Source organism: Sphingomonas sp. (assembly GCF_035910975.1).
Taxonomy (GTDB): domain Bacteria; phylum Pseudomonadota; class Alphaproteobacteria; order Sphingomonadales; family Sphingomonadaceae; genus Sphingomonas.
The window spans coordinates 1-3,731 of sequence record NZ_JAMHWM010000010.1 but is presented as its reverse complement, the minus strand read 5'-3'; the positions used below and the strand labels follow the sequence as shown (position 1 = coordinate 3,731).

The 3,731-nt window shown below is 68.2% G+C and carries 3 protein-coding genes; all 3 read right to left on the bottom strand.

Annotation, left to right across the window (positions count from 1 at the left end; translation table 11 throughout):
- Window positions 1–1,656, bottom strand: a 1,656-nt coding sequence (locus tag VYI76_RS02610; protein WP_326523219.1) for a toxin TcdB middle/C-terminal domain-containing protein, incomplete at its 3' end; no start/stop codon positions are given.
- 30 nt (window positions 1,657–1,686) lie between these two features.
- On the bottom strand, window positions 1,687–2,250 hold the full coding sequence (locus VYI76_RS02605) for a hypothetical protein (protein WP_326523218.1): 564 nt from the start codon (window positions 2,248–2,250) through the stop codon (window positions 1,687–1,689).
- On the bottom strand, window positions 2,247–3,518 hold the full coding sequence (locus tag VYI76_RS02600) for a hypothetical protein (protein ID WP_326523217.1): 1,272 nt from the start codon (window positions 3,516–3,518) through the stop codon (window positions 2,247–2,249). The genes VYI76_RS02605 and VYI76_RS02600 overlap by 4 nt, the downstream gene beginning before the upstream one ends.
- Between the last annotated feature and the right edge of the window lie 213 nt (window positions 3,519–3,731).

The window sequence follows — 3,731 nt, the reverse complement described above, 5'->3', positions numbered from 1 at the left end:
GTACGTCGAATCCAGCACCGTGTCCCCCGGCGTCGCCGCCGTCGTCGCCCACGCCCCGTGCGTCGTCGTCGCGTACGTCCCGTTCGGCAGGTCGACCCGCACCGGCCGCCCCACCGCGTCGTAGGTCGTCAGCGTCGACACCCCGAACCGCGCCAGCACCGCGTCGCCTTCGTACGCCGCGCTCGGCGAGAAGTACGGCTCGTACATCCGGCCCGGCTGCCCCTTCGCGTCGTAGACCACGTGTCCCGACACCTGCCAGCGCTCCGTCGCCGGCCCCAGCACCGGCCGCCCGCCCGCGTCGACGATCACCGCGCCGCTCGCGTCGCGCTGGATCGCCGGCCCCGCCTCCACGCGCACCTTCTCTTGCAGCACGCGCCCGAAGCCGTCGAGGTAGCGCACGCGCACCTCCAGCGGCCCGCTCGCCGCGCCGCCGCCCGCGCCATCATCGACCAGCGCGCTGCGCGCCACCATCACCTCGGCAATGGGCGTCGCATCGCGCGCCCACGCCCGATCGTCGATGAACGTCGCGGTCGCCGCGTCCGCGAGATAGCCCGCCGGATCCGCCAGCACGGACGCCACCGTCGCCGCCCCCGCCGCCCAGCCGATCGCCGTGCCCGACTTCCACGGCTGCGCGCCGACGTGGCCCTCGACGCCGCTCGCGACCACCCGGCCGAAGCCGTCGTGCACCGCGCTGCGCGTCGTGCCGTTGGGATCGATCGTCCGCGCCGGCGCCATCACCCGGTAGTCGATGATCGCCGACGTCGAAAGCCCCAGCGCGTCGATCTGCGCGGTCACCACGAGCTGATCGCTGTCGTAGACCTGCTCGGCCGTCGCGCCATCGCCGCGCACCGTGCGCGTCACCAGCCCGAACGGCCCGCCGACCTCTTGCACCGGGCCGCGCTGCCACCAGTGGCCATCGGCCAGCACGTACCCCAGCGCCGCCACGCCGGCCGCGTCGATGCGCGGCGCCAGCGTCGCCGCCACCAGCCCCGGCGTCAGGCACGCCACCTCGGCGTGGTGCACGCGCGGCGCCTTGGGCACCACGCCGAACGCCGCCGGGGTCGCGCGCGCCGCGTCCCAATAATAGGTGCGCTGCCAGCTCAGCCGCCGCGCCGCCGGCGCCGTCGCCGCCGGATCGAGCGCCTGCTCGAAGCTCGCCGGGGCCGCCAGCGCCGCGACCACCGCCGGGGCGGTCAGCGCCTCGACGCCGAGGCGGCCGCCGACCGGGGCCACCCCCACCAGCTCGAGCTGCGACGCCTCGAGCTCGGCGCCCAGCAAGAACTGCCCGTCGACGTCGACGTCGGCGCGGCCGCTGTCGGTGACCGTCACCCAGGTCCGCGCCTGCGCGGCATCATCGACCGCGCCCCGCCGCGCGTACGCCACCTGCGCCGTGCGCGTCGGCGCGCCCCAGCTGTCGTAGGCCAGCACCAGCTCCTCGGTCACGCGCGGATCGCCGCCCTGCCCCTCGTAGCTCGCGACGCGCCGGACCCGCGGCACCACGCCCAACACCGGTCGCTGCGCGCCGCGCCGCGGCTGCGACAGCACGAGCTGGTAGCTGGCTTGCTCGACGTCGAACGGATGCGCGACCGGCGCCTCGGTGACGTTCCGGACGCTCCTCGGCCAGTTCTCCGCAAGGCCGCGCGAAGACTGGCTCAGGATCGGATCCGTCTTAGTCGCATCGTGCTGTCAGACGATTCGCGCCATGGCAGCGACGACGCCAACGCACCACAGCACCGCATCGAGCAGCTCGCGACTCGAGTAGTCCCCTTCCTCCTCCAGATATCGAGTCACATCGTAGCTCGTCGTGCAATAGTCCGCAATACTCCCAAGCGCCTGTCGTCGCCGCTCATCAAACGGCACACCGGTCGCAACGACAAGATCCAGCAACACATTGACCGCGCTCAACACTGCAGAATCAGAATCGAGACCCCCAACCGAGAGAAGGTGAAGCGCTTGCGCTACGTCACAGACGAAGAACGGGCGCTCAACATCAACCACCTCGTCGCCGACGAGCCGACCATGGCGCCGGAGCAACTCGTCGGCGCGGCCCCGCTCGGCGAACAGAAGGATACGACCATCGACCATCAACGGCACATCGGACTGACCTTCGCGGATCAGCCCATACAGCTCAGGCGTTTCGCGCCCCGGATCCAACGCGACCGCGAGCAATCGCCAGTACACGGCGTCCGCCGGAGTCTGCTTCACCACAATCACCTCGTGCTTCTCTTGATTTGTCGTCATGGTATTCACCTGAATGCGCGATCGCCGAACTTCTTCAGTTGACTAAATTCCGTTCCTTGCTGCCCGACACGGTCCCAGCCTCCGAGACCGTACTTCTTGTCCATCATCCGCGTTGCGAACACGGTCCCGCTCTCACCAACACCGGGACGACCATCGGGCCATGCATCAATCCAACTGGGCTTATCCGTCGCAGCTTCCTTCCCACTGAGCCCAGATACGCGTTCCTTGAATTGCGTCGGAACAGGCACCTCGGCCGCAACAGGCCCCTGACCGAGTTCGGTCTGTCCCAGCTGCTCTTGGATCTCCTGCTTTCTAAGCCGAAGCGCCTTCTTCTGCTTGCCGGACAACGCATCGGACTCGAGTTGCTTCTTAACTTCGTCCAACTCCTTGGCAAGACTCGCCCTGTCGGACGCAACGATTCGCCCACCCCGACCGAATTCGGCCTGCGCAGCAGTCTGAGCCTCGGCGACTTTGTCTCGCAGTGGCTTCGGCAGTGCCTGGTACCAACTTTGGCCGCCGGCCCCGTGCTCCGCTGCGAGCAATGGCGAGGTCGCTAGACTTGTGGGAGGAGTCGCAACAGCAGCGCCTGGTCTGACTTCCGCCGCTATTCCTTGCGCGCCGCTTGCTCGACCGCCTCGTGGAGCAGGCGATTGAACCGTCTCAACACGCAACGCACTGCGAAGGGCCAAGACGGACAGAACGGCATTCGCCGCACTGCCGATTAGCTGATTGCGACTGGCGAGCTCCAGCGCCCGGGCCTCGTAGGAGTCAAGTAGTGCCTCGCGCAGGCGACTCGGACCCTCCTTGGCACTCGGCAAGAGCTTGTCGAGTTCGTCCCACTTCTTCACGCAATCGCTAGAGGATGCCTCGCGAAGCCCGGGGACCAGACACCGAACCTGTTCAGTATCTTCTGCCAGCTTCGCCCCAGAGTAGCGCATGAAGTCAAGCGCCGCGTCCCAAACAAACGCTGCCGGCGAATGTGGAATCTCTGCGTCATAGCGCAGACGGTCCAGAGCATCCGGATCTCGGAGCAACGTGGCCCAAGCGCTCGTGCGAGCGGCCTCAGCCTGTTCGATGCGGGCCTGGTCGTAAGCGAAGGCCGCCGGTTCAACGGGGAACAGCGCCTCGTAGTCGACGGGATCGATAGCGCTGGCAGGATCTGACTCGGCAGTTGTGTCGGTGCCTGCCGTGCTTCCTGCAAACCACCCAAACGGATCGAACAACCCAACGTCAGCTGTCGACTTCGCGGTGTCCGACCCAGAAGCGCCGTCGGCCATAGATGGTCCGGAGCCTTGGGGTTCCCTCAACAACGGGGGCACGAAAGGCTGAAAACTCTCAGGCTGCACTGGAGCTAGAAAGCGCGGCGCGGCGGAGGCGCGCGCCGGCGGCGCTGCCTGGTGCCCGACAGCCGGGTCTCCTCTGCCGATCTGCGTGCCCCGGGAACGACACTCCTCATCAGCCGCTCGCCTGTCCGTCCCCTCCGGGTCGAC